General features: G+C 72.6%; 21 protein-coding genes. 3 read left to right on the top strand and 18 right to left on the bottom strand.

Going from position 1 to position 24,746, the window contains the following annotated elements:
- Window positions 1–47: 47 nt before the first annotated feature.
- The 11 genes from ACQPXD_RS12115 to ACQPXD_RS12065 form a co-directional block, all read right to left on the bottom strand.
- Window positions 48–1,394 (bottom strand): MmgE/PrpD family protein, encoded by a 1,347-nt coding sequence (locus tag ACQPXD_RS12115; protein ID WP_432837753.1) that lies wholly within the window; start codon window positions 1,392–1,394, stop codon window positions 48–50.
- A complete protein-coding gene (locus tag ACQPXD_RS12110; RefSeq protein WP_432837751.1) occupies window positions 1,391–2,410 on the bottom strand; it encodes an LLM class flavin-dependent oxidoreductase in 1,020 nt (339 codons plus the stop codon). The genes ACQPXD_RS12115 and ACQPXD_RS12110 overlap by 4 nt, the downstream gene beginning before the upstream one ends.
- Window positions 2,407–3,264 (bottom strand): alpha/beta fold hydrolase, encoded by an 858-nt coding sequence (locus ACQPXD_RS12105; RefSeq protein ID WP_432837749.1) that lies wholly within the window; start codon window positions 3,262–3,264, stop codon window positions 2,407–2,409. Before ACQPXD_RS12105 ends, ACQPXD_RS12110 begins: the two co-directional genes overlap by 4 nt.
- Window positions 3,261–4,220, bottom strand: coding sequence for a hypothetical protein (locus ACQPXD_RS12100; RefSeq protein ID WP_432837748.1), 960 nt, complete (start codon window positions 4,218–4,220; stop codon window positions 3,261–3,263). Before ACQPXD_RS12100 ends, ACQPXD_RS12105 begins: the two co-directional genes overlap by 4 nt.
- Window positions 4,217–5,545, bottom strand: coding sequence for a M20 family metallopeptidase (locus ACQPXD_RS12095; RefSeq protein WP_432837746.1), 1,329 nt, complete (start codon window positions 5,543–5,545; stop codon window positions 4,217–4,219). Before ACQPXD_RS12095 ends, ACQPXD_RS12100 begins: the two co-directional genes overlap by 4 nt.
- Window positions 5,542–5,685, bottom strand: coding sequence for a hypothetical protein (locus ACQPXD_RS12090; protein WP_432837744.1), 144 nt, complete (start codon window positions 5,683–5,685; stop codon window positions 5,542–5,544). Before ACQPXD_RS12090 ends, ACQPXD_RS12095 begins: the two co-directional genes overlap by 4 nt.
- A 12-nt stretch (window positions 5,686–5,697) precedes the next feature.
- Complete coding sequence (locus ACQPXD_RS12085; protein WP_432837742.1) at window positions 5,698–6,516, bottom strand: alpha/beta fold hydrolase; 819 nt, start codon at window positions 6,514–6,516, stop codon at window positions 5,698–5,700.
- Window positions 6,513–7,709 carry a Rieske 2Fe-2S domain-containing protein gene (locus ACQPXD_RS12080; protein WP_432837740.1) on the bottom strand — a complete coding sequence of 399 codons (1,197 nt, stop codon included), beginning with the start codon at window positions 7,707–7,709 and terminating at the stop codon, window positions 6,513–6,515. Before ACQPXD_RS12080 ends, ACQPXD_RS12085 begins: the two co-directional genes overlap by 4 nt.
- A 17-nt stretch (window positions 7,710–7,726) precedes the next feature.
- A complete protein-coding gene (locus ACQPXD_RS12075; RefSeq protein ID WP_432837738.1) occupies window positions 7,727–8,686 on the bottom strand; it encodes a PDR/VanB family oxidoreductase in 960 nt (319 codons plus the stop codon).
- Between the two features lie 75 nt (window positions 8,687–8,761).
- Window positions 8,762–12,163 carry a molybdopterin cofactor-binding domain-containing protein gene (locus ACQPXD_RS12070; RefSeq protein WP_432837736.1) on the bottom strand — a complete coding sequence of 1,134 codons (3,402 nt, stop codon included), beginning with the start codon at window positions 12,161–12,163 and terminating at the stop codon, window positions 8,762–8,764.
- A complete protein-coding gene (locus ACQPXD_RS12065) occupies window positions 12,160–12,627 on the bottom strand; it encodes a (2Fe-2S)-binding protein (RefSeq protein ID WP_432837734.1) in 468 nt (155 codons plus the stop codon). The genes ACQPXD_RS12070 and ACQPXD_RS12065 overlap by 4 nt, the downstream gene beginning before the upstream one ends.
- A gap of 655 nt (window positions 12,628–13,282) precedes the next feature.
- On the opposite strand from ACQPXD_RS12065, the gene ACQPXD_RS12060 reads away from it, so the two are divergent.
- The 3 genes from ACQPXD_RS12060 to ACQPXD_RS12050 all read left to right on the top strand — a co-directional run bounded on the left by ACQPXD_RS12060 (window position 13,283) and on the right by ACQPXD_RS12050 (window position 16,377).
- Window positions 13,283–15,295 (top strand): MFS transporter, encoded by a 2,013-nt coding sequence (locus ACQPXD_RS12060; protein WP_432837732.1) that lies wholly within the window; start codon window positions 13,283–13,285, stop codon window positions 15,293–15,295.
- The gene (locus tag ACQPXD_RS12055) at window positions 15,292–15,897 is read left to right on the top strand and encodes a TetR family transcriptional regulator (protein ID WP_432837730.1); all 606 of its coding nucleotides are present in this window, start codon (window positions 15,292–15,294) and stop codon (window positions 15,895–15,897) included. The genes ACQPXD_RS12060 and ACQPXD_RS12055 overlap by 4 nt, the downstream gene beginning before the upstream one ends.
- Window positions 15,898–16,032: 135 nt before the next feature.
- Window positions 16,033–16,377: a cupin domain-containing protein gene (locus tag ACQPXD_RS12050; RefSeq protein ID WP_432837728.1), complete on the top strand. Its 345-nt coding sequence runs from the start codon at window positions 16,033–16,035 to the stop codon at window positions 16,375–16,377.
- A gap of 412 nt (window positions 16,378–16,789) precedes the next feature.
- Here the strand turns inward: ACQPXD_RS12050 and murJ are convergent, their stop codons facing one another.
- From murJ to ACQPXD_RS12015, 7 genes are all read right to left on the bottom strand, one after another.
- Window positions 16,790–18,364, bottom strand: a complete 1,575-nt coding sequence (gene murJ, locus ACQPXD_RS12045; protein ID WP_432837726.1) for a murein biosynthesis integral membrane protein MurJ — start codon at window positions 18,362–18,364, stop codon at window positions 16,790–16,792.
- Between the two features lie 55 nt (window positions 18,365–18,419).
- The gene (locus tag ACQPXD_RS12040; protein WP_432837725.1) at window positions 18,420–19,781 is read right to left on the bottom strand and encodes a hypothetical protein; all 1,362 of its coding nucleotides are present in this window, start codon (window positions 19,779–19,781) and stop codon (window positions 18,420–18,422) included.
- 45 nt (window positions 19,782–19,826) lie between these two features.
- On the bottom strand, window positions 19,827–20,231 hold the full coding sequence (locus ACQPXD_RS12035; protein ID WP_432837723.1) for a roadblock/LC7 domain-containing protein: 405 nt from the start codon (window positions 20,229–20,231) through the stop codon (window positions 19,827–19,829).
- A 73-nt stretch (window positions 20,232–20,304) separates the two neighbouring features.
- On the bottom strand, window positions 20,305–20,904 hold the full coding sequence (locus tag ACQPXD_RS12030; protein WP_432837721.1) for a GTP-binding protein: 600 nt from the start codon (window positions 20,902–20,904) through the stop codon (window positions 20,305–20,307).
- Complete coding sequence (locus ACQPXD_RS12025; RefSeq protein ID WP_432837719.1) at window positions 20,885–21,250, bottom strand: DUF742 domain-containing protein; 366 nt, start codon at window positions 21,248–21,250, stop codon at window positions 20,885–20,887. The genes ACQPXD_RS12030 and ACQPXD_RS12025 overlap by 20 nt, the downstream gene beginning before the upstream one ends.
- 30 nt (window positions 21,251–21,280) lie before the next feature.
- Window positions 21,281–21,688, bottom strand: coding sequence for a roadblock/LC7 domain-containing protein (locus tag ACQPXD_RS12020; protein WP_432837718.1), 408 nt, complete (start codon window positions 21,686–21,688; stop codon window positions 21,281–21,283).
- Window positions 21,688–24,456, bottom strand: a complete 2,769-nt coding sequence (locus tag ACQPXD_RS12015; protein ID WP_432837716.1) for a sensor histidine kinase — start codon at window positions 24,454–24,456, stop codon at window positions 21,688–21,690. Before ACQPXD_RS12015 ends, ACQPXD_RS12020 begins: the two co-directional genes overlap by 1 nt.
- Between the last annotated feature and the right edge of the window lie 290 nt (window positions 24,457–24,746).

The following is a 24,746-nucleotide window of genomic DNA, read 5'->3' as shown; positions in this document are numbered from 1 at the left end:
GACCCCACCGTACCATTAGTCGTACTACGTACGACCATCCCGGCCGGTCACCGGAGCACCCCGGCCAGCAGGCGGCGCAGCGGACGGACCGAGGCCGCGGCGGCGATGCCGAGACAGGCCTCGGCGAGCCGGGCGGCGCGGGGGACCTGCCGGTCGAACTTCGCCCGCACCGCCGTGGCGTCCAGCGGCCGGGCCGGATCGCCCGGGGCGTCCAGCACCCGCCGGCGCAGCACCGCACCGTCCACCGTGGACACGGTGACCTCGGCGCCCCAGTGCGCGGGAAACGCCGTCAGGAGCGTCTCGTCGCCGGCGAGGCTCACCGGCGGCCCGGTGGGCGGGCCGCCGTCGCGGTAGGCGGCCGGATCATCGGCCCTCCCGCGCAGCAGCGCCGCCACGGCGACCGCGGCGCTCGCGGCGGCCTCGGCCGGGCCCGGCGGCGCCGGGTCGGCGGTGACGAACCGCAGCAGCGGGGGCGGCAGCGCGACGCGGACCTCCCGGGCCGCGGCCAGGTCGACGCCGTCCCCGGCGAGCTGCCGCAGGGCGTCGAGCGCCGCGTGGAGCGGTCTCGCGCACGGGTAGGCCTTGAGGGCCGTGCCGAGCAGGTGCGGGCCGGCCGGGGACGGGGCGGCCGGGGACGGGGCGGCCGGGGACGGGCCGGCCGGGGACGGGCCGGCCGGGGACGGGGCGGCCGGCGCGCGGCCCAGGGCGGCGGCGGCCGGCGCGTCGAGCAGCGCCGGGCTGCCGCCGGCGCCGGCCCGGGCCAGGTAGGCGGCCTCGGCACCACGGGCCGCGGCCTGGCCGGTGAGCAGGTAGTGGGCGTCGCCGAGCCGGTCGGCGGAGAGCAACCCGCCGAGCCCGGCGGCGGCCAGCGACAGGGCCTCGCGGTGCCGGGCCGGTGACAGGTCGAGCAGCACCGCCGTGGCGGCGGCGGCGCCGAGCGGTCCGAACACGGCCGTCGGCCACCAGCCGCTGGCGTAGAGCGCGGCGCCGCCGAAGCGCAGCGCGGCCTCGACGACGGTCTCGTAGCCGGCCAGGACGGCGGCCAGCAGCCGTTCGCCGGGCGCGTCCACGTCGGCCGCGACGAGCAGCGCCGTGGGCACGACGACGGCGGCCGGGGCGACCGCGGCCGCCGGGTGCAGGGCGTCGAACTCGTCGAGGTGGGCGAGCGTGGCCTCGACCAGCACGGCGCGGCCGAGGCTGTGGTGGCCGCCGAGGGTACGGTGCGGGCCGGCCGCGGGTGGCAGGCCGCCCAGCCTGGTGGCAGTCGGGTGGCCGGCCGCCCCCGCGATGCAGCCGACCGTGTCCAGCAGGTGCAAGGCCGCCGTGTCGCGGGCGTGGCGGTCGCCGGCCGCGGCCCGCAGCCCGCGCTCGGTCAGCGCGTCGAGCACCGTCATGCCGGCAGCTTCGGCAGGACGTCGCCGGCGATGGCCTCCATCAGCTCGTACGGCAGGTCGTAGGAGCCGACGTGCTGCAGGAAGACGGCGGTGGCGCCGGCCGCGCGGGCCTGCGCGAGACGGCCGAGGATGTGCTCGGCGCTGCCGAAGAGGCAGAACGTCTCGGCGAACCGGACGGCGTCGGCGTCGCTCACCCACGCGTCGCAGACGGCCACGGCGCGGTCCCAGTCCTCGGCGTGCACGAGGTCGGGGTAGACCTGCGGCACGCGCGCCGGCACCTCGATCTCGATGCCGGCGAGGGCGAGGAACGGGCGACCGCCGTGCTGGGCGATACCGGCGCAGATCGGTTTGAGCCGGCGGGCGTCACGCTCGACGTCGTCGGTGACGTGGGCGTGCGCCGCGACGGTCAGCTCGAGGGCGGCCGGATCCCGGCCGGCCCGCTCGGCGCCCTCGCGCACCGCGGCGAGGCTGCTCGCCAGGGTCACCGGCGCGACGCCGCTGAGCAGCATCACCCCGTCGGCGAGCTCGCCGGCCAGCCGCAGGTTCCGCGGGCCGCTGGCGGCCAGGTGGATCGGTATGCCGTCGCCCGGGTCGCGCAGCCGGGAGCGGGCGGTGCCGAAGCCGGCCTCCTCCCCGGCCAGCAGCGTGCGCACTGTGCCGAGCCGTTCGCGCAGCTCGGCCTGGGTGCTCGGGGCGAGCCCGACCGGCTGCACGGAGCTGTTGCCGACCCCGACGCCGAGGCGGAACCGGCCGGGTGCCAGCTCGGCGATGGTGCGCGCGGCGGAGGCCACGACCGTGGGGTGGCGGGTGACCAGGTTGGTCACCGCGGTGCCGAGCCCGATCCGGTCGGTGCGCAGCGCGGCCGCGGCGAGCGTGCCGAACACGTCGCGCCACAGCACCTGCGAGTCGGGGAACCAGACGTGGTCGAAGCCGAGGTCCTCGGCCCGGCGGGCGGCGGCGGCCAGCGCGCTCAGCGGCTCGCAGGGCGGGATACGGATGCCGACCTTCAGGCTCACGCGGCGGCGCCGAGGAAGTCCAGGCTCATCCGGTTGAACTGCTCCGCGTGCTCGTGCTGCGGCCAGTGCCCGCACTCGCCGTAGATCTCCAGGCGTGAGCCGGGGATGCTCTCGTGCATGCGCCGCGCCTCGGGGACGTCGCCGAACGGGTTCTGCGCGCCCCACACGATGAGGGCCGGCGCGGCGATGCGGGCCATCTGCTCGGGCGTCAGCAGGTCCTCGGTGCGGTTGTCCAGCTCCTGCAGGCAGAGCAGGTGCGGCAGCGCCTTGACGAACTCCGGGCGGTGGTAGATGGCGTGACGGACCTGGACCAGCTCGTCGCTGACGTTGGCCCGGTCGTACATGAGCAGCTCCAGGCGTTCCCGGGTGAACGTGATGTCGTCGGTCTCCACGGCGCGGCGGGTGCTGGTCCTGATGCGCTCCATCACGGCGGGATTGGCGACGGTGCCGCCGGGCGCGACCAGGACGAGCCGGCCGACGCGGTCGGGGTGGTCGGCGGCGAGCCGCCCCGCGACCCATCCGCCGAGCGACTCGCCGACGAAGTGGGCCCGCTCGATGCCGCTCGCGTCCAGGTAGTCGAGCAGGTGCTCGACGTAGCGGGGGATGCGGTAGGGCGCGTCGATACCGTCGGTGTAGCCGTGACCGAGCATGTCCACGGCGTGGCAGGCGAAGTACGGCGCGAACGCGGGCAGGTTCCGGCTGAACGCCTCCAGGTGGCCGCTGGTGCCGTGCAGGAAGACGACGGCCTCGCCCCGCCCGCACTGCACGGCCCGGGTGCGCACCCCGCCGGCGTCGACGAACGTGTGCCGGAAATCCAGCCCGGTGCGCAGGGTCAGGTCGGTCCAGATGCTCATGGCTGCTCCTTGGGCTTCACGGGTACGGCGGGTTCGGCGAGGGCGACGCCCATGCCGGTGAGCCACTGCGGGACCGCGGCGTAGGCGAGGGTGCGGCCGGTGAACGGGCGCAGCGCGGCGGCCATGGCGATCCACGCGCGGATCTCCTGGGCGCCGTTGCCGGCCACGGCGTCGATCTCGGCGCTGGTGCGGTCGAGCAGGTCGCCGAGGTCGCCCGCGGCCAGCCGGCCGAGCAGCTCTTCGTCGAAGCCGGGGTTGATGTCCGCTTCGGCGGCCCGGATGATCTGCCGGCGGCGCACCTCGTACTGCGCCCACGAGTCCCGGCCGTTGAGCCATGCCTCGACGAGGAAGCGGTCGTCGTCGCTGAGCGCGTCGAACCACTTGGGCCACGGCAGCCGGTGGGACAGCCCGCCGGAGGCGATGACGGCGACCCGCTTGCCCCGGCCGTCGCCGCGGATGGCGGCGCCGATCGCGGTGCCGAGGGCGTCGCAGCGGCGCAGCGTCGGCAGGGGTGGCGCGAACATGTTCACCACCACCGGCACGATCGGCACGTCCAGGGCGGGCAGCAGGTGCTGCAGGCTGTGCGTGATGCCGTGGTCGACGGTCAGCCGCAGGGAGAACGCCGGGTCGAAGCCGTCGTCCACGAGCTGGTCGACGATGCGGCGGGCCAGCGCCGTGTCGACCGGCAGGCGCCCGCCGGGGGTGCCGCTCTCCCCCGCGCCGACGACCTCGCCGACACCGATCGTGAAGGCCGGCATGAGGTCGAGGAAGAAGCCGCGGAAATGGTTGGAGCCGATGACCACGACCGCGTCGGGCCGGGCGGCGGCGAGCGCGTCACGGGCGGCGTGCAGCCCGTCGCGGAAGCGGTGCGCGCCGGGCTGGTCGTCGACCTCGGCCCAGTGGGTGTTCATCAGGGTGCTGTGCGACGCGCCGATGCCGAGCACGATGTCGCTCACGCCAGCTCCTCCCTCGTTCGGGTGCAGGTGTTGACCGCGGTGTGGATGAGGTGGCGGGCGAGCCGGCGCATCTCGCGCACGTCGACGACGTTCATGCCGGACGGGAAGTCCAGCGGCAGCGGCGCGCCGGGGCCGATGCGGTCCATGCCGATGCGGGCCGTGGGCACGCCGCGCCCGCGCAGGATGTTGGCGTCGGTGGCGCCGCTGTTGTGCGCGATCGGCACGTGCGGCCGGTCCTCGATGGCCTGCCACGCCTCCACGGCGGCCCGGACGATCCAGCTGTCGGCCGGGGTGGCGGTGCCGGGAATCGACAGCACCATGTCCCAGTCGAGGTCGAGCTCGGGGTGCTCGGCGGCGATGGCCTCGATGGCGGCGCGGAACTCGGCGCGCACCTGCGCCGGCGTCACCGCCGGGCGGGTGCGCAGGTCGACACGCAGCCGGCAGAGCGCGGGCGACACCGACGGCATGCGCGGCCAGCCGCCCTCGATGGCGCCGATGTTGCCCTGCGGCGCGACGGTCTCCTCGGTGTGCCGGGCGGTGTACTGCGGAAACCAGCGCTCCAGGGCCTGCACGACGGTGGCGGCGTGCACGATCGGGTTGCGGTAGCTCATGCGGTGCCGGCTGCCGACATAGCTGAAGGTGCCGCGCACACGGACCTCGAACCAGCACAGGCCGACCTCGTCGTGGCTGACCGCCCAACCGGGTTTGGCGATGAGCGCGAAGTGTGGGTGCAGCCCCTGTTCGAGCAGGAACGACACGCCGTTGCCCTGGCCGGCGTTGTACCGCTGCGCCCGCGGCACGGTGCGTTTGTTGGTCGGCATGCCGCCGGCGCCGAGCCCGACGAACAGCTCGCCCCGCAGCGGGACGGCGGCCTTGCGGATCGCCTCGGCGGCGGCGATGACGCAGGCGCCGTGGCCCTTGGGGTTGCTGGCGCCCAGGCCGAGCACGTAGTCGCCGTCCACGATCGCCTCGGGGCGCATGTCGGGACGCAGCGCGTCGCCGATCCACGGCACGTCCTCCTCGGCGGTGCCGACCGTGAGCGTGTCGATGGGCGCGTACAGCAGCAGGTCGGCGCCGCTGCCGTCGCCGCGCAGCCGGCCGGCGGCGTTGCCCTGGGTGGCGTCGATCGGCTGGTAGCGGCCCTCGAGACCGGCCTCGCGCAGCCGCTCGGCCAGCCACCGCGCGAGGTCGCCCTCCTCGCCGGTGGGGCTCGGGATGCCGACCATGCCGGCGACCAGCTCGATGAGGCGCGCGTCGTCGAGCTGCGCCCAGGCCCGCTCGATCCACTCCCGGCGCTGCTCGCCGGACGGGTCGGTGCCGGTCATCGGCGCGGTCGCTCGGTGCGCACGACGGTGCCGGTGGTGCGCAGCAGCAACGCGTTGAAGCCGCGGCGCACCGCGGGCACCAGCGGGGCGGCCAGCACGGCGCCGGCGACGAGCGCGGCGACGGCCCATTTCTTGGACATGAGAATCTCCGGTCAGTGCAGGAACGCCAGCGCGAGGCGGGCGTAGTCGGCGGGCCGCTCCTCCTGCGGGTGGTGGGAGGCGCGGGTGAGGACGGCGACGTCGGCGCGCGGCAGCCGGTCGGCGAGGGCGAGGGCATACGCGGGCCCGGCGAACGGGTCGGCCGCACCCCACACCAGCAGTACCGGGGCATCCACTGTGGCCAGTGCCGGACCCAGGTCCTCGGGCAATCCGCGGGCGGCGAAGTCGAGGCCGAGGGCGAGGCCGTGCGCGGTGGTGCTGGCGGCATAGCGACCGTCCACGGTGGACTCCGGCAGCAAGTCCGGGTCGAACCATTCCAGCTCGGCCAGGAGCCGGCGCATCTTGTCCCGGCTCGGGCCGCCCGCACCGTAGTACCGCTGCCGGACGCTCCGGCCGAGAGCGGGATCTCCCCCGGCCGGGTCCGCCGTCGGCTGGCTGCCGGTGACGACGAGCCGCCGCACGAGTCCCGGACGGTCGGCGGCCAGGCGCATCGCGACGCTGCCCCCGAGCGACTGGCAGACGAAGTCGGCGTGCTCCACGCCGAGCTGCCGCAGCAGGCCGCGCACGTAGCGGGCGTGGAAGCCGAACGCCGGACCGTCCGCGGCCGGCGCGCCGGAGTCGCCGTACTGCGGCAGGTCGACGAGGATCAGCCGCCGGTGCGCGGCGAGCCGGTCGAGGACGGGGCCGAAGTCCAGCGCGGCGGTGCAGCCGGGACCGCCGCCGTGCAGCAGCACGGCCGGCGGGCCGCTGCCGAGCACCCGGTAGGCGATCGGCACACCGTCCACAGTGGCCAGTTCGGGCCGGACGGTCACCGGCCGTCCTTGCTGGGCGGGTTGCGCTGCACGGCCGGCGCGACCCGTTCGACCAGGCGCCGCCACGCGGTGAGCGACAGGTCCGGCCGGTACAGCTTCTCCGGCGGCGCGTCCATGACGTCGACCATCCAGGCGTCCTGGGCGGTGAACTGGCCGTGGAAGAGCCAGCGGATGGCGGCGAGGTACTTCGCCTTGAACCAGGTCGCCTTGACGCCCTCTTCGAACCGGACCATGAGCTGCACGTAGCGGACCGAATCGGCGTCCACGGGGACGTACCATTCGTAGTGGATGAAGTGCGGGTAGGCGACCCGCAGCAGGCCGGGCAGGCGGATGGACACGAAGCCGGGCAGGTCCATCGCCGCGATGACCGGGTTGGCGTCGCCGGTGTTGCCGGGCGCGTCGGGCAGCGGCAACCGCCGCCACCAGCGTTTGTTGGTCCACGTGCCGACGCCGGGGAAGTCGGCCTCCCAGTGCACCTCGTCCTGCACCCGGATGAGCCACGGGCCGTCCTCGACGATGCGGGTCACGTTCCAGGCCGGCATGACCTTGAACATCCGCCACAGGGCGGTGTTGTGCAGGTACTTGGCGTGCCCCTCGTCGAAGCCGTTCTCGGCGGCGAAGCGCCAGTTGCCGGACCGGATGTCGCTGCGGCCGCCCATGACGAACGCGTTGTTCACCAGTTCGTCGGGCAGATCCTGCTCGAGCGGGTGCGGGTCGCCGTCGCCGAGGTAGACGAAGACGAGCCCGAAGCGCTGCCGCACCGGATAGGTGCGCACGGAGACCCGGTTGTTGATCGGCGAGCCGGGGCCGTCGGTGAGCGCGGCGCACATCTGGCCGCTGTCGAGGCGATAGGTCCAGCCGTGGTAGGGACAGCTGATGGTTCCGGGGTACTGCCGGCGGCCGAGCGACAGCGGCACACCGCGGTGCGGGCAGCGGTCGTGCAGGGCGTGGATCTCCTCCCCGTCACGGATCAGCACGAGGCGCTCGCCGCACAGCGTCACGGGCACCGGCTTGGTGCCGATCCGGTCGGCCCACTGCACCGGATACCAGTAGTTGCGGAAACCCAGCTCGGCCGCCTCGTAGACGGGCCAGGACGACCAGTCGTTGCCGGCCTGCGCGGCGGCCGGGGGCTGGGGGTCGCGGCGGGTGGCCGGGCGGCGCCGGGCCTCCGCGGGCATCGGTTGAGCGGTCACGGGTTCGGCTCCTCCAGTCACAGGTCCAGCACCAGACGGTCGGTGGCCGATCGCGACACGCACACCATGAGCGTCGCGTCGGCGTCGGGGGCGAGCACCGAGTCGCGGTGCTCCGGCGCGCCGTCGAGGATCTTGGTCTCGCAGCTGCCGCACACTCCCGTACGGCAGGCGTTGGGCACGTCCACGCCGAGCGTCTCCAGGCGGTCGAGAATGGACTGTCCGGGTGCGACGGTGAACTGGCCGCCGCTGCGCGCGCAGACCACGTCGAAGGCCCGGTCGGGGCCGGTGTCGACCGACTTGGGCATGAACCGCTCGAGGTGGACCGCGCCGGCCGGCCACGCGCCGCAGGCGGCCTGCACGGCGTCGAGCAGGCCGGCCGGGCCGCAGCAGTAGACGGCGGTGCCCGGCTCGGGCGTCCCGAGCAGCGCGGCCAGGTCGGGGTGGCCCCGCTCGTCCTGCGGCACGACGCTGATCCGGTCGCCGTAGGCGGTGAGCCGGTCGAGGAAGGCCATCGAGGCCCGGCGGCGGCCGCCGTAGGTGAGCGTCCACGGCACGCCGCGCGCCTCGGCCTCGGCGAGCATCGGCAGGATCGGGGTGATGCCGATGCCGCCCGCGATGAACCGGTAGCGCCCGGCGGGCGCGAGCGTGAAGTGGTTGCGGGGGCCGCCCACCTCGACCAGGTCGCCGGGGCGCAGGACCTCGTGCACATAGCCGGAACCGCCGCGCGAGGCGGGCTCGCGCAGCACCGCGACGGTGTAGCGGAACCGGTCGGCGGGATCGCCGCACAGCGAGTACTGCCGCACGATCATGCCCGGATCACCGTGCGGCACACCGAGATCGATGTGCGCCCCGGGCGCCCACACCGGCAGCAGGCCGCCGGCGGGATCGACGAGCACCACCGACAGCACGCCGTCGGACTCGACACGCAACTGCTCGACCATGAGATCGAGTACCCCGTCAGCTTCATCGCCGGCCATCGCACCTCCCATCGCAATACTCGTACTATGTACGGTGCGATGTAAGAAGTCAACGCCTCCGGTGCGCGGCCCGCGCTACTGCCGGGCCAGCCGCTCGCACGCGGTCTGCACGAGGCCCACGGCGGCGTCGAGCTTCCACTCGTTGCGCGGCAGCGGGTGCGCGATCCGGTCCAGCTCCGCGTCGAGCAGGGCGCGTACCCCGTCGGCGTCGAGATCCGGCCGCAGCGCGGCCTCGACGCGCGCCAGCCGCAACGGGCGGGGAGCGAGCGCGCCGAGGACGAGCCGCACGTCACGCCACGCGGTCCGGGCCGGTCCGCCCGCGTCCGCGTCGCCGGGGCCGGCCGGCAGCGCCGACACCGTGGCCGAGACGATGGCGAAGTCGCCGCCGGTCAGCGCGAGCTTCTCGAACACCCCGATGCGCCGGCGGGCGTCGGCGGGTATCCGGATCGCCGTGACCACGTCGCCCGGGCGCAGCACGGTCTCCCCCGGGCCGCGGTAGAACTCGCCGATCGCGACCTCGCGCCGGGTGTCGGCGCGGGCGATGAGCACGGTGGCGTCGAAGGCGTGCAGCACGGTGCCGAGATCGGACGGCGTCACGGCCTGGCAGCGGTGCCCGCCGACGGCGGCGTGCTGGAACCGATGGTCGCCGAGCACGGCGTAGCAGGGGTTGGCCGGGCCGCTGCGCTTGTAGCAGGCGAAGTCGTTGCGGAAGAACCAGCAGCGTTTGGCCTGCACGAGGTTGCCGGCCACCGTGGCGGCGTTACGGATCTGCGGTGACGCGATGCTGTCGATGGCCTGCACCACCGCCCGCAGCTCGTCCCGCCCGGTCAGGGCCTCGGCGAGCTCGCTGAGGGTCACCGCGGCCCCGATGCGCAACGCCCCGCCGGGCTCCTCGACGATGTCGCGCACCCCGGCGATGCCGCCGACGGCCACGATCGCGGCCGGTGGCCGCGGATGCAGGCGGGCCTCGGTCAGCACGTCGGTGGCCCCGCCCATGAGCAGCGCGCCTTCGCGGGCCAGCCGGCTCGCCTCGGCCACCGTGCCCGGCGTGTGCAGTGCCGGGGCGGCGGAGACCTCGGGGCCGGGTCCGGCCGGCCGGCCGAGGCGGGTGCCGAGGCGGTGCAGCGTCCAGTGCAGCCCGGCCGGGTAGAGCATCCGGATCGCGGTGATCCACCAGGTCGAGGGGCGTCGCCACAGGCGGTACCGGCGCCGCCGGCCGCTCTGGGCGGCCAGTGCGATCAGGACCTTGTCCGGGGTGATGGGCAGTTCACGGATGCGCACGCCCACGGCGTCGTAGACGGCGTTGGCCACCGCGGCGCCCGGCGGGATGATCGACATTTCGCCGACGCTCTTCGCGCCGTAGGGTCCGGCTCCGTCGTACCCCTCGACGATGACCGCCCGCACCGAGGGCAGATCCGCCGCCCGGGGCAGCGCGTAGTTGACATAGGCCGGGTTGACCGCCCGTCCGCCCTCGCGGATCAGCTCCTCCCCCAGCGCGGCACCCAGGCCCATCGCCGCGCCGCCCACGATCTGGCCCTCGACCATCATGGGGTTGATCGCCCGGCCGACATCGTGGGCGGCGACGTAGTCGCTGACCGTCACCTTGCCGGTGCGCACGTCCACGTCGACCTGTGCGCCGTGGGCGGCGAACGCGTAGGTGGGTGACAGGTTCGCCGTGTCGACGCCGGGCGTGATCGGCTCGGTGCCCTCCAGCAGGTAGGTGGTCTCGTGGCTGAGCATCCCGCCGGCGGCCGCGTCGCCGAGCCGGACCAGGTCCCCGAGCCCGATCGACTCCCCGCCGGCGTGCGCGGCGCCCCGCGCGAGGCTGACCTCGGCGTGCCCGAGCTTGGCGGCGGCCAGGCCCTTGAGGATGCCGGCCATCTCGCGCGCCGCCTGACCGACCGACATGCCGGTCATATGGGTACCGCGCGAGGACCACGCACCCAGCTCGAACGGTGTCTCGTCGCTGTCCATCGACTGCACCTCGACCCGGTCGAGGCCGACGCCGAGCTCGCCGGCGGCGATCTGCGCCAGGATGGTGCGCTGCCCGGTGCCGGCGTCCGCGCCGCCGAACCGGACCCGCACGCGCCCGTCCTCGAAGACGTCAATGCCGGCGTCGCTGCGGGTGGCCTGTTCGTAGGCGTACGCACCGCTGCCGTGCACGCCGGCCGCCACACCCCAGCCGCGGCCGGGGAGCCGGCGCTGCTCGCGGGTCGGCCAGTCCAGCCCGTCCCGGACCGCGATCAGGCAGTCCGCCAGCCTCGAGGTGGTGATCTGGTACCCGCACAAGGTGGTCGTGTACGGATCGGCCACGTTGCGCAGCCGCAGGTCGATCGGGTCCATGCCGAGCTTCTCGGCGATCTCGTCGACCTGGCTCTCGGCGGCCAGCGACACCTGCGGGGTGCCGTAGCCGCGGAACTGGCCACCGGGCTGCGTGGCGGTGTCGACCAGACGCGCGTCGAAGCGCGCTCCGTCCGGGCGGTACAGCGATCCCAGCGTGATCACGCCGACCCGCATGACCGACGTACCCATATGGTTATAGGCACCGTTGTCGACCAGGATCCGCGCGTCGAACAGGGTCAGCCGGCCGGTGGCGTCGGCGTGCGTGGTCAGTGTGGTCTCGAACCGGTGCCGGGGCTTGTTCGCCCCGAACTCCTCGGCCCGGCTCAGCGTCACCAGCACGGGCCGGCGGGCCTTGCGCGACAGCGCGGCGGCGACGATCTCGTGCTCCGAGGCCTTCGACTTCGACCCGAACCCGCCGCCGACGGCGACCTCGCGGCACACCACGTCGTCGTGCGGGATGCCGAGCAGGTGCGAGACCTCCTTGGCGATGAACCACGGCGCCTGCGTCGAGGTCCACAGCTCGACCCGCCGGCTCCCCTCGTCCCACGCCGCCAGCGTGGTGTTCGGTTCCATGCAGACGTGCGCCACGCTCGGATACACGAACCGGCCCGTCACCGACACCGTGGCGGCGGCCAGCCCGGCGGCCACGTTCCCCCAGGACGAGTTCCAGCGCATCGAGACGTTGCGTTCGCCGGAGGCGCGCTCGTGCAGCGCCACCGCCCGCGCGGCGACCGCCTCGGCCGGTGTCAGCGGGGCGCCCAGCACCCGGTAGCGGACCCGGATGGCCCGGCAGGCCGCCTGCGCCTGGGCGAGGGTGTCGGCGGCGACCGCGGCCACCTCCTGCCCGACGTAGCGGACCACCCCGTCGGCCAGCGGCGGGCGGTCGGACAGCGCGCCGCCGCGGTGGACGTACCGGATGCCCGCCGGGAAGTCGGCCATGGTGATCACCGCCCGGACGCCGGGCATCCGCTCGGCCCGGCTGGTGTCGACCGCCAGGATCCGCGCGTGCGGGTGCGGGGAGCGCAGGATCGCCCCGAACAGGTGCTCGGGCGCGCGCAGGTCGCCGGTGTAGCGCACCCGGCCCGCGCTGCGATCGTCCCAGTCGATCGCGCGGACCGGCCGCCCCACGCTCATGCGCGCGCCTCGGCGCGCCGCACCGCGATCGCGCAGACGGCTTCGACGATCGCCTGGTAGCCGGTGCAGCGGCACACGTTGCCGTTGAGGCTGTGCCGCACCACGGCACGCCGCCCTTGCTCGTCCGCCGGAAGTTCGCCGCGCAGCAGCGCCGTCGCGTGCACCACGTGACCCGGCGTGCAGAACCCGCACTGGAAGGCTCCGCGCTCGGCGAACTCCGCGCGCAGATCCGCGCTCTCCTCCACCAGGCCCTCCAGCGTCGTCACCGCACCGGCGACGCCCACGGGCGTGATACAGCTCATCCGCGGCCGGCCGTCGATCAACACGGTGCAGGCACCGCACTCGCCGCGGCCGCAGGCCAGTTTCGCCGCGGTCAGACCCAGGCCGTCGCGCAGGACGCCCAGCAGCGAATCGGCCGGACCGCAGTCGACCTCCCGCGCCTCACCGTTCACCGACAGTTGCACCGGGGCACCTCGCCTTTCACTCCGCCGCCGCCTTCGACGCAAGAAAGCACCCTGTACAGTACATCGTACGAGAATCGACCGGAACCCCGCTTCACCTGCGGTTTCACCGCCGGACTAGGCGCGCCGGGGCGGCCCGGCTGGGCGACGGTGCGGATGTCGCACCCGCCGGGCACAAACTCCGATCCGCCCGGCCGGGCCGGACGTATGTCTCCGTGATCATGATGCCCGCGGTGACCGCACACCGGGTGTGCCATGATCCCGGAGACTTGTGGTACACGGGGGTACATCAGCACTCCGTGATCATGAAAAACCCTTGGTGTCGACGCCGGGTTACGCATGATCACGGAGACTTCCGGTCGCTGGCCGGTGCCGGGGTGCGTGCGGAGCGCGGCGGCTGCGGGTCGGCCTCTGCTCCGGCGGCGCGGATTTCGCGATCACCTTGTCGACGAGATCGAGAAGCCGGCCCACCGCCGCACCCGCTTCACGGTCGGCTACTGACTCCGGGCAACCACGGGGTGCAGCGGCCGACGCGGTCACCGCACCCCGTGTGTGGCGGACCTCGCGCCGGGAAAGGGTGGTCAGCAGCGGGCGTCAATGGTTGACTCATCTTGCGGTGAACACCTGTTCACCAAGATCGCGCCATGAGGAGCGCTGCGTGGATCGGCCCATCCCCATCATTTCGGGCAGCGGCACGGCCGAAAAGTCCCGCGGCGCGGTCGTCGTCGCCACCCTGGCGACGTGCGGCACCGTCGTGTCGCTGCAGCAGACGCTCGTGCTGCCGGTGCTGCCGGACTTCCCGCGGCTGCTGCACACGACCGCCGACAACGCCTCCTGGTTGGTGACCGCGACGCTGGTGGCCGGGGCGGTCGCCACGCCGACGCTGTCGCGGCTCGCCGACATGTTCGGCAAGAAGCGCATGATGCTGGTGGCGCTGGCCGTCCTGACCGCCGGTTCCGTGCTCGGCGCGTTCAGCCAGACCCTGCCGCTCATCATCGCCGGCCGCGCGCTGCAGGGCGTCGGCGTCGCGCTCATCCCGATCGGGATCGCCATCATGCGCGACGAACTCCCGCCGGAGCGGCTGGCATTCGGCGTGTCCCTGATGAGCGCGACCCTCGCCATCGGCGCCGGAGCCGGGCTGCCGCTGGCCGGCCTGATCGTCGAGCACCTCGACTGGCACGCGGTGTTCTGGGTCAGCGCCGCCGCCGGCACGGCGCTGTTTGTGGCGGTGGCGCTGATCGTCTCGGAGTCACCGGTGCGTACCCCCGGATCATTCGACTATCTGGGGGCCGTGCTGCTCTCGGCCGCGGTGACGGCCCTGCTGCTCGTCCTCTCCAAGGGCGCGCACTGGGGCTGGCTGTCCTACCGGACCATCGTGCTGGTCGCGGTGGGCCTGATGCTGCTGGCGGCCTGGCTGCCCCTCGAACTGCGCGTGCGCAGCCCGCTCGTCGACCTGCGGGTCGCCGCGCGACCGGCGGTGCTCCTGGTCAACATCGCCTCCGTGCTGACCGGATTCGCGATGTTCGCCAACATGCTCGGCACGACCCAGCTGCTGCAGCAGCCGGCGAAGACCGGATACGGTCTGGGCCTGGACATCCTGCACACCGGGCTGTGGATGGCACCGAGCTCGCTCGTCTTCGGCGCGATGGCGCCCGCGTCGGCGTCGGTCACCCGGCGTTTCGGCCCGCAGGCGACCCTGCTGACCGGCGCGTCGGCCATGGCCGCCGCCTATGCTGCCCGCGTCTTTCTGAGCCATGAGATCTGGCAGATCGTCGTCGGCTCGATGCTGGTCGCGGTCGGCACGTCGATGACCTTCGCCGCGATGCCGAGCCTGATCATGCGCTCCGTCCCGGCGACCGAGACCGCGTCCGCGAACGGACTCAACACGCTGCTGCGCTCCGTCGGCACATCGACCTCGAGCGCCGCCCTGGCCGCCATCACCACCACCGTGGTGATCCGGGTCGGGGGCGACGTGTTCCCCAGCTTCGGCGCTTTCACCACGATGTTCTGGATCGCGGCCGGGGCGTCGCTGGCCGGCGGACTACTCACAGTGCCGCTGTTCCGGATGCGGGAGCAAACCCTCGAACGGCCGGCCGCCTCGGAGCGCGGGCCCGAAGCCGTCGTGCGCGGCCAGGTGCTCACCTGCGACGGGCACGCCATCCGCAACGCGGTGGTCACCTTGCTCACGACGTCGGGCCAGCAGGTCGACTGGAGCCAGGCCGACTCGGCCGGGTTCTTCTCGCTCGCGATCCCGGGCGCGGGCCGTTACCTCGTCGTCACGGCCGCCGAAGGCTGGGCGCCGCAGTCACGGCTTGCCACGCTGCACGCCGGCCAAGACATCGAGCCGATCATCCTGAGCGGCCGGCTCACGCTGGCCGGCGAGATCAGTGATACGCAAGGCCCGATCGCGGGCGCCACCGTGGCGCTGACCCGGCTGACCGGGGAACTCGTGAAGGCGGCCCAAACGGTCGTGGACGGGCGGTATGAGATGCCGCTACCGTCGAGCGGACGATATGTGCTCACCGTGGTAACACCATGGGCGACCACCGAGGCACGAGCCGTCACGGTCTGGGGTGCCGAGCGCGTCGTAGACGTGCGACTGCGGACCGGCCGCGACCACGGATCCGCCCACCCCGCACCGGCACGACGGAAGGCCACCGAGGCGGCATGACCGGCAGGCACAAAACGCAGGCAGCGGCGACGCTCGCGCCGGCCACCCGCCCGGCGGCCGCCGACGAGCCGGCGCCCGGCAGGTCCCGGCAGGCCATTCTCGCCGCCGCCGCGGAGCTGTTCGCAGAGCACGGCTACGACCAGGTCACCATCCGCGACATCGCCGTGCGCGCCGACCTGTCCCCCGCGATGGTCATGAAGTGCGGCGGGAGCAAGCGCGAACTGTTCCTCCTGTCCGCGAAGATCGCACCGCCGCCGCTGCCCGACGTACCGCGATCCGAACTTGGCGCGCGCCTGGTCGAGGAACTCCTCATCCGGTCACGCCGCGGCGCCATCGAACCGCTCGCCCGCGCACTGAATCTCCGGCTCTCCGCACCCGACCCGGACAGCGTGCGCCAGCAATTCACCGCCGGCTATCTCGACCCCCTCACCGAACGCCTCGGCGGCGACACCGACGCCCGGCTCCGAGCGGAGCTGGTCGTCGCGGCACTGACCGGGCTCGCCGCCACCACCCGGATCTTCAACACCCCCGCGGCCGCCGCGGCGCCGGACGAGGTCATCCGCCGATTCGGCACGATCATCCAGGACCTCATCGACCGGTGACGCGTCAGGCCGGCCTCATCGGGAGCTCTTCTCACCGCGCCACCCCGGACCTTCGGCAGCGAGATCCCTCGGGATGGAAAGGGGCTGGCTTATCCTCTGCCTCGAGGGGCTTTGACGTGCGCAAAGGAGAGGGCGATGAGCGACGAACAGGCGGCCCCTGCGGCCAGCGGTGTCACGGTGGAGCTCCTGGCAACGGTCGACCTCACCGGCGAGATCGAGGGCATGGAAGGGCGCCAGCTTCGCATGCGCATGGTGACCATCGCGCCGGGCGGCGTCTTCGGCCCGATCCACGACCACAAGGGCCGGCCGGGCACCGTCTACGTCCTGCAGGGAACGATCACGGACCATCGAGACGGCGTCGCCACGGAGTATGGGCCCGGATTGGGCTGGCCCGAGGATCGCAACACGTATCACTGGCTCGAGAACCGGGGAACGATCCCGGCCGTGGAGATCTCGGTCGACATTGTCCGGCAAGAGTGAGCCGAGGAATCGTGACCGCGCCGCATCGCGGTGGCCTGGATCCTCACCACCCGCCGGACGATACTGGCCATCTTCGGCGCAGCGACCGGAAGTCTCCGTGATCATGCGAACCCGGGCGTCGACACCAAGGGTTTTTCATGATCGTGGAGTGGTGATGTACCCCCGTGTACCGAAAGGTTCCGGGATCATGGAAAACCCGTAACGCGGGCACCACGGGCATCATGATCACGGAGACATACGGCCGCGCAGTCGGAGGCTCAGGCGCGTGTCCGTCGCGCCGATCGGTCCTGAGAGGATGGGCCGGTGGGCCGCCGTTACGGGACGCAGGGGATGGAGTGACGCCGAGCATCCAGCGAAGAGCGCGACCGGTAGACCGGCGCGAGCAGATTCTGGCTGCCGCGACCGAGATCCCTCACCATTTGAGGCCCGGCCGGCGGAGGCCGGCCATCGCCGTGGTGACGAGGTGCCGCAGTTCCGCGAGGTGCAGGAGCCGCCCGGCGGCGAGGTAACCGGCCGCGCCGGCCAAGCCGCCCACCGAAACCGTGATCATTGACCCGGTCCAACCGGGGGCGACGATCGGTGCCAGCGTCCGGACCGCCAACGCCGCACCAGCGGCGCCGACGGCCGCCGCGACGAGAACGCGGAGGTGGGTACGCATGAGCCGGCGTCCGTCGATCCGACCCAGGCGACGGCGCAGTACCACAGCCGTGGCGACAAGACCGACGGTGTAAGCGGCGGCATAGGCGATCGGGATGCCGATCACGATGTAGGCGGAGGGCAGCAGCCATCCGGCCGCCACACAACCGGCGACCCCCATAGCGCTGACACCGGCGGTGATCAATGCTGGAGTCTTGGTGTCCTGCAGGGCGTAGAACCCTCGCTGCAACACCATGTAGCCGGTGAACGGCACCAGTGCCAACCCGAACGCCGCCACGACGAGGCCCAACAGGTGCACCGTCGATGCCACGCTGTGACCATGGCCGAACAGCAGTGCGGCGATCTGCTTGCCGAGCACCGTCATGGCCACCGCGATCGGGGCCATGGCCACGATCGCGACCCGTACGGCCAGGGACAGGTCACCGATGATCCGCTCATGGTCCAGGCGGGCCGCGCTACGGCTCAGCCGTGGCAACGTGGCGGTCATCACCGTGACGGCGATGACCGCGAACGGCACCTGAAATACCGCATAGGCGTTCTGATACGCGGTGACGCCGCCCGGCCCGCTCAACGACGCTGACCGGGTAGCCGCCGCGAGCAACGCCTGAGCCGCCAGGACCGACAGCAGGACCCACCCGCCGAGGCGACCGATCCGGCGGATCGCGATTCCCCGCGGATCCAGGTGCAGCCGCACCGGGAAGCCGCTACGGGCCAGGGCCCACACCACGAGCACCATCTGCGCGAAGACACCCGCGCTGGTACCGGCAGCCAGCAGCGTCAGCCGCCCAGCCGTCAGGCCGGCGATGCCGGTACTGCCACCGATGGCGATGTAGATGAACCCGACCCCGATCACTACCAAGCTGTTGCACAGCGGCGCCCACATCGGTGCGGTGAACCGGCCGCGGATGTTGAGCACCGCGCCGGCGGTGGCGCTGACGCCGTAGAACAGGATCTGCGGCAGGAAGTACCGGCTGAACACGACCGCCAGGTCCCGCTGCTCGGCGGTGAAGCTGGGCGCGTACAGATCGACCAGCCACGGCGCCGCCACCAGCGCGACGACGGTGACCACGCCCAGCCCGTAGACCATCAGCGACAGCAGCCGCTGCGCGTACACCACCCCGTTGTCCGGTTGGGTCAGCGCCGCCCGCGTCAACAGGGGCACCACCACGCTGGCCATGGCTCCGCCGACCACCAACTCGTAGACCGCGTTCGGCAGCGTGTTCGCCACGTTGTAGGTGTCCAGCAACCGGGTGCCCAGCCCGAGTGCGGCGGCCAGCACCACGACGCGGAGGAACCCAGCCGCACGTGACGCAAGCGTCGCGATGGCCATGCGCCAACCGACGCGCCCCACGGAAGATTCGCCTGCCACGTCGCCCCTTTCTCAACTATGCCCGGGTGGCGGTGCGGCGCCGGCGGATCGCCCGCAGGATCACGACGGCGGCGGCGGTCGCCAGCAGCACCGGCACCAGCAGGAACAGCGCCCCCTGGGCGACCACCGACCAGCGGGCGGGCAGCGCCGCGGGCGCTGGTACCGGGCCGCCGAACCGGCCGTCGCCGAGCAGGTCCTGCGCGATGTCGATGGAGCTGACGCCGGCCGGCGGGTCCAGCACGACGCCCGCGGTGCCGTCCGGCCGCAGCGCCAGCACACGGACGTGCCGGGTCTCCGCCCAGCCCGTGTCGTCCGGCTCCTGCCGGATGTCGTCCTCGAGCTCGTACTGCACGACGACGAGGGTGTCGCCGTGCCAGCCGAGCGCTCGTACCGCTGGACCGGTCACCGCCGGCAGCGCCGGCCCTTCACGGTCCGCGCCGGTGGCGGCGTCCACGTAGGAGACCTGCCATCGCCGGGCGGCGAGCTGGTCGTGGTCGCACTCCTTCGTGTCGGCGCAGCCGTCGACGCTCAGCAGCGCCACGGCCGAACCGTCCGGCGTGTAGGCGCCCGCGCCGGCCAGCCGCCGCCGGTCGCCGAGGTCGCGGCTCCACAGCCGCTGACCGGCGGCGTCGTAGCCGCGCAGCTCGGTGCCGCCGCCGGCAGCCGGCCGCGTCGCGACGAACCCGCGACCGTCCGGCGCGAACGCCGCCACCCACGCCGAGGCGACGGGGTCTCGCACGAAGACGTCGTCGACCGGCACCAGCGCGCCGCCGGCCAGGTCGACCAGGACGTACTGCGCCGGCGGGCCCTCGGTCTGGCCGACACCTCCCAGCACGACGCTGCCGGTACGGTGCAACACCAGGACAGCGCCGCTGTCCGGCCGCCACGCCGCGACCTCAAAGCAGCAGGCCGACGGCCCGACGCCATAGCCCCGGCCGCGGCCGGTGCGCAGGTCGGTGACCACCAGCCACCCAGCCGGGCCGCCGGTCAGCACGCTCTGCGCGACGAGGTTGCCATCCGGCGACAGCCGCACATCCTGCCCGGCGCGAATCCCCTCGTCCGGATAGCGGAGCATGCGGTAGGCGCCGTTGCGGCCGGCAACGGCGAGCTTGCCGCCATCCTCCTCGAAGGGATCGCTGCCCAGCCCCCAACTGTCGCCGCCGAACAGCACCGTGGCCGGGCCGGGCGGCGCCATATCGACCGTCGCCTGCCAGAGATACGGCAACTCGACGCTCCGGGGAATGACCGGCCCGCCCTGGGCCGGCTGGGGCTCGGCATGCACGCCGGGCGCGGCGGCAGCGGTCGCGCACAACAGCGCCGCGACGACTACGGCGATGGTCTTCCCGCGCCGCCGAAGATCCTCACGCACAGATCTCATCTCGCATCCAGCCGACGGCCAGCAGCGGCCCGAAACGGTACGGCTTCAGCCAAGCATCGTAGCGGCCGATCGTGACTGCGGGGTCAGTGCGTCGCCCACCCGGTCGACCAGCAGCGCCATCTCGTAGCCGACCTGGCCGACGTCGCACGCGCGCGCGGCGAGGACCGCGAAGGACGAGCCGTCGGAGATCGACATGAGGAACAGGAAGCCGTGGTCCATCTCGATCACGGTCTGCAGCACGGCCCCGCCCTCGAAGCAACGGGACGCGCCCTGGGTCAGGCTCACCAGTCCGGAGGCGATGGCGGCGAGCTGGTCGCCGCGGTCGCGGGGCAGGTCACGAGAAGCAGCCAACAGCAGACCGTCCGCCGACACGGCGACCGCGTGGGCGACCCCCGGCACCCGGTCCGCGAAGTTGGCCAGCAGCCAACCGAGATCCTGCATAGATGTCATGCCTCCTGCTCCTTGCCAACCTGCGAGTTGTTGGTGCGCCGGAATCTCGTCGCGTCCCGCGGCGCCAGGTCGTTCATGCGCCCGCACGTGCCTCGGAACGAACGGCACGGAGCTGGGTCAGCGTGTACTCCACGACCGAAATGAGCGTCCCCTTCACCAACTCGCGTTGCCGCGCGTCGGTCAGCACGATCGGCACCTCCTCGGCGATCGTGAGCGCATCGCGGATCTCGTCGATGTCGTAGTTCGGTGCACCGTCGAAGCAGTTCACCGCCACCAGGTAGGGCACGTTGCGGTTCTCGAAGAAGTCGAGTGCGGCGAAGGCGTCCTGGACTCGCCGGGTGTCCACGATGACGACGGCGGCGAGCGCTCCGCGCATCAACTCGTCCCACATGAACCAGAAGCGCGTCTGCCCCGGTGTGCCGAAGAGGTACAGGATGAGGTCGTCGGCGATGGTGATCCGGCCGAAGTCCATGGCGACGGTCGTCGTTTCCTTGCCCGGGACTTTGGACGCGTCGTCGACGCCGACACCGGCCGCCGTCATCATGGCCTCGGTCGTGAGCGGCGTGATTTCCGAGATCGCGCCGACGAACGTGGTCTTGCCGACGCCGAAGCCGCCGGCGATGACGATCTTCGCGGACGTGACGTTCTTGCCCTTAGAGCGCGCGAAGTCCAATGAGTACCCTTTCCAGCACATTGATGCGCTCATCCGTGTCCGTTGCGTCCACCGGTTCGTGGAGCTCCAGCAGCCCGTCGGTGACCATGTCGGCCACGAGCACGCGCGCCACCCCGAGCGGCAGTCGCATATGCGCGGCGATCTCAGCCAGGGAATGGGGGCGGTTGCCGCACAAGACGGCGATGCGGTGGCGATCCCGTCCCGAGTACGGCGACTCACCGACCCCGCGCTCGGAGGTCAGCATCACCGCTTCGATCGCGATGTCGCGAGTTGGCTCGGTCCGGCCGCGTGTGACCGCGTAGGGACGCACCAGCGCACCACGCGGATCGTCGCCTCGCTGCGCCATGGCTTGTCCACCACCTCACGTTGACTCGCGCTACCGCGCGACGGTATTCCTCGGCTCGGGCATGAGCGCCTTGCCGACGCGGTCGACCAACAGCGTCATCTCGTATCCGACGTGGCCGACGTCGGTGTTGCGGGCCGCCAGCACCACGAGTGCCGAACCGTCGCCGATCGACATGACGATGAGGTACCCCGCGGTCATGTGCACGATCGTCTGCTGGACGTTTCCGCCGTCGAAGTTCCGCGACGTCCCGTAGGCGAGACTGACCAGACCCGCCGTGATCGTGGCCAGCTGATCGGCGCGATCCGCCGGCAGATCGCGCGATGCGGCGAGCAGCAGGCCGTCCGAGGACACCACAACGACGTGCGCGACCCCGGTGATCTCGTCGGCGAAGTTGTCGAGCAGCCAGCTGAGGTCCGCCATTACCCCGGGCCCGGTCATCAACCATTCCCCTTTACCGGCGGAAGGCCGCCATCTGTATTGGTACCGTCAAGTCCGATAACGGCCCGGCCACGCCGCACGCCCCGGTGATACGACGACAACAGCCCTCGCACCTCGTCCGCGGTCCGCCGGATCTCGGTTGCCGGCTCGGACGCCACGCCACCGGGCACCAACTGTGCCTGCGGAGCGCGTTTGGGCAGGCCGGACCGGGTGGTACTGGCGACGACCGGTTCGGCGGCGGCACGCGCGGCGGCCCAACCCTCGTCGGCGCGGGTGCGCCACGCGCGGGGCTCGGACGCGGCTCCGCCCGGTCCACCGGTCGCGCCCGGACCGTGCCCGCCGCCGGGCGGGATCGTGCCGGCGGCCGCCGCGGCCGGGCGCTCGGCGCCGTGCGGCTGCGATCGGGACGACGCCGACGCCGCCGCCGAGGTGTCCGGGGGCGGGCCGCTCGCGCCGGACTGCGTCGGCGGTGAGGCCGGCGCGCCCGCGGACGCGGATGCCGACACGAGCACGACCGTCGGCGCCTCGACGTCGCGGTCGGCGTGGGTCTCGAACCACACCGCCTCGATCTCGCGGAATATCGGCAGCTCGGTCGTCTCGTCGTGCAAGGGCCACGAGTCGGTGCCCGGTCCGGCCACGAGTGGCTCGGCCAGCAGGTCGGCCCACCGGTTTTCGGGCGGTGCACTGACGGTCGCGGGAGCAGGGACCGGGTTCGCCGTCATCGGCCACCGCGGCGGCACGGGCGGCGGCGTGCGGACCGGAGCCCCGGACATGCCGCGTCCGGTTACGGTCGCGAACGGCGCGGGCCGCGAGACGCCGGGCGGACCGGCCGGCGGATACGGATGCGCACCGAGCCCCGGCCTGCTGCCGTTGCCCGACGGCCCGGACGGGAGCTGGCGAAAGGTCCGTGCCTGCGGCAGGATCAGAGCCGCCGCAGGCAGCAGAACCTCCACAATGGTGCCGGCGCCGGAGCGGTCACGGAGCTGGACGGTGATGCCGTGCCGGTGTGCCAGGCGGCCCACGACGGCCAGACCCATCATGCGGAACGTGGCGATGTCGATTGCCGGCGGTGCGGCCAGCCGGGTGTTGTAGCTGACCAGCGTCTCCGGGCTCATGCCGAGGCCGGCGTCCTCGACCTGGACGAGCACGCGGTCGCCGACGCGGCGCGCCTCAACGACGACGATGCTGGTCGGCGGTGAGAAGCGCGCACCGTTGTCGAACAGCTCGGCGAGCAGGCGGACGACGTCGTTGACCGCACGCGACGCGATGAGCACGTCTTCGTCGACGGTGCCGAACTCGACCCGCTCGTACATGTCGATCTCGGACTGTGCGGCGCGCATGACGTCGGCGAGGGGCGCGTTGTCACTGCGGGGTGGCGTCGAGTCGGCGTCGGCGAGCACGAGCACGTTCTCGTCGTTGCGCCGCATCCGCGTGGCGAGATGGTCGAGCTGGAACAGTTCCGCCAGGCGCTTGGGGTCCTCTTCGGTGCGCTCGATGCGGTCCAGCTGGCCGATCATCCGGTCGACCAGGGTCTGACTGCGCCGGGCCAGGCCGAGGAACATGGCCGAAACGCTGGTGCGCAGCACCGCCTGCTCGGCGGCGACCCGGACCGCTTCCCGGTGGACCATGTTGAACGCGCGGGCGACCTCACCGATCTCGTCGCGGGTGTGCAGCTCGATCGGATCGTGGACCTGACGGGCGAGCTGTTCAGGGGTGTCCTCGCCGACGTTCTGCGCGTCGCGCAGCTTGTTCACCGTCTCGGGAAGGTCGATCTCGGCGACGGCGAACGCGGCCTGCCGCAGCCGGCGCAGCGATCCGATCATCGACCTCGCCATGACGAGCGCGAGCGCGATGACGATGCCCAGCACCACGACCACGACGATCGACTCGATCAACGCCCGACGCTGCACGGCGACGGCGGCATCGCTCGCGTCCGTGCTGAGGGCGGTGTCCAGACGCTGCTCGGCCCATCGCATCAGGTTGTCGGCCGCGCCGAGCGAGGACATCGCGTCTTCCAGCCGCAGCCCCATTGTCTGTGTGGTCGACCGGCGCAGCTGGCCGGTGACCTCGTCGGCGAGCTCGACGGCGTCGCCGGTGATGGCCGAGGCGACGATCTGCCGCTGGTCGACGTTGGCGGCGAGCGAGAACGTGATGAACGACTCCTGCTGCACGGTGAGCGTCACGAGCAGCGAGCCGAGCTGTTGTTCGTCGGTGCTGTGCGCCTGGAGCATGGTGAACGCGAGGGCCTGCTCGTCGTCGAGTCCGGCCTTGGCCTTCGAGAAGGCCCCGGCGGCGCGCAGGGCGTCGGACAGTCCCTGATTGCCGGTGACCTGGCTGAGCGCTTCGCGGTATGCGACGAGGTCGTCGATGACGACGCCGTACCGCAGGATGACCTGTGGGACCGATCCCCCGCGGGCGTTGACCACCTGCCGGACCTTGCCGATGTCGGCGATCTGCTCGTCGATGCGGTTCAGCCGCTGCTGCACGTCGCCCGGTACCGCAGGGAGCTTCCCGCGCCGGGCCGTGTAGTCGGCGATCGCCACGTCGGTGGCCCTGGTCTGGCGGTTGAAGGCGTCGCTCACCGCGGGCGCCGGCGCGGCCAGCAGGGCGGCGGCGGCCATGCGCTCCCGGTGCACCTCGTGGGCGACCTGCGAGACGTTCGCGGACAACGTCGTGAGGGCGCCGACCCGGCTCGCGTCGGTCGCCCGCGAAGTGGCGTCGACGAGGCGTAGCGCGGTGAGGGTCAGGATCGCCGCGATCGGCACCACAAGGATGAGTCCAAGCTTGGACCTGATCCTGGCATTCGCTGGACTCAATGACCGAAATACCGACCGCCGCCGCACCGGCGTTCCCGAAGAGGACATGCACCATCCCCGCAGACTCGTAATCGACGCCGGCGTTGTTGTCCTGCCGCCATAAGAACCGACCCGCGCATGTGGTCGGCTGGTAAGCCTGATCGGCGCGTGACCGAAGGATTTCATCACGTGCCAACCCATTGAGGAAACCCAGCCGAACCACGAATTTGATCCGCCGGAACAAATTCGGAATATCGGACAAA

This window comes from Dactylosporangium sp. CA-092794 (assembly GCF_050948465.1).
In the GTDB taxonomy this organism is placed as follows: Bacteria; Actinomycetota; Actinomycetes; order Mycobacteriales; family Micromonosporaceae; genus Dactylosporangium.
This window is presented reverse-complemented; position numbering and strand designations above follow the sequence as displayed.

Excerpts from the sequence above, each read along its gene's own strand:
- ACQPXD_RS12055 (WP_432837730.1), top strand. The coding sequence starts at position 15,292 with ATGACCGGCAGGCACAAAACGCAGGCAGCGGCGACGCTCGCGCCGGCC.
- ACQPXD_RS12050 (WP_432837728.1), top strand. The coding sequence starts at position 16,033 with ATGAGCGACGAACAGGCGGCCCCTGCGGCCAGCGGTGTCACGGTGGAG.
- ACQPXD_RS12040 (WP_432837725.1), bottom strand. The coding sequence starts at position 19,781 with ATGAGATCTGTGCGTGAGGATCTTCGGCGGCGCGGGAAGACCATCGCC.
- ACQPXD_RS12035 (WP_432837723.1), bottom strand. The coding sequence starts at position 20,231 with ATGACATCTATGCAGGATCTCGGTTGGCTGCTGGCCAACTTCGCGGAC.
- murJ (WP_432837726.1), bottom strand. The coding sequence starts at position 18,364 with ATGGCCATCGCGACGCTTGCGTCACGTGCGGCTGGGTTCCTCCGCGTC.
- ACQPXD_RS12090 (WP_432837744.1), bottom strand. The coding sequence starts at position 5,685 with ATGTCCAAGAAATGGGCCGTCGCCGCGCTCGTCGCCGGCGCCGTGCTG.
- ACQPXD_RS12020 (WP_432837718.1), bottom strand. The coding sequence starts at position 21,688 with ATGACCGGGCCCGGGGTAATGGCGGACCTCAGCTGGCTGCTCGACAAC.
- ACQPXD_RS12025 (WP_432837719.1), bottom strand. The coding sequence starts at position 21,250 with ATGGCGCAGCGAGGCGACGATCCGCGTGGTGCGCTGGTGCGTCCCTAC.
- ACQPXD_RS12070 (WP_432837736.1), bottom strand. The coding sequence starts at position 12,163 with ATGAGCGTGGGGCGGCCGGTCCGCGCGATCGACTGGGACGATCGCAGC.
- ACQPXD_RS12105 (WP_432837749.1), bottom strand. The coding sequence starts at position 3,264 with ATGAGCATCTGGACCGACCTGACCCTGCGCACCGGGCTGGATTTCCGG.
- ACQPXD_RS12075 (WP_432837738.1), bottom strand. The coding sequence starts at position 8,686 with ATGGCCGGCGATGAAGCTGACGGGGTACTCGATCTCATGGTCGAGCAG.
- ACQPXD_RS12115 (WP_432837753.1), bottom strand. The coding sequence starts at position 1,394 with ATGACGGTGCTCGACGCGCTGACCGAGCGCGGGCTGCGGGCCGCGGCC.
- ACQPXD_RS12095 (WP_432837746.1), bottom strand. The coding sequence starts at position 5,545 with ATGACCGGCACCGACCCGTCCGGCGAGCAGCGCCGGGAGTGGATCGAG.